The 289-nt window shown below is 42.2% G+C and carries 1 pseudogene; it reads right to left on the bottom strand.

Annotated elements, in window-relative coordinates:
* Positions 1 to 289, bottom strand: a pseudogene (locus AB4496_RS28880) (chain-length determining protein); the annotation flags it as partial.

The following is a 289-nucleotide window of genomic DNA, read 5'->3' as shown; positions in this document are numbered from 1 at the left end:
CTTTGGCTCTGTACCTCAGGCGTCGAATGAACATTCTCATTCATGTATAAGGCAAGAGCTTCTTCTGCTACTTCAAGTTCAGCACTGCGTTTATCTATATGAATTTTCAAGAAGTTACTCGAGTCTTCAATCGACGAACGTTCCGGAGCGAGCAATTGTTCAATGAAATGTTCACTTACCGAACGAAGCGTCGCTTCCATTCCATCTGGCGTGTTTGAGCTTAAGCTGATTTTTAGAAAATCTTTTCCAAGCTGAGTCACCGTTAGACGTTGAGATAGGTCAGTAATGA

Origin of the sequence: Vibrio sp. 10N.222.46.A1 (assembly GCF_041473595.1) — a bacterium.
Taxonomy (GTDB): Bacteria; Pseudomonadota; Gammaproteobacteria; order Enterobacterales; family Vibrionaceae; genus Vibrio; species Vibrio tasmaniensis_A.
This window is presented reverse-complemented; position numbering and strand designations above follow the sequence as displayed.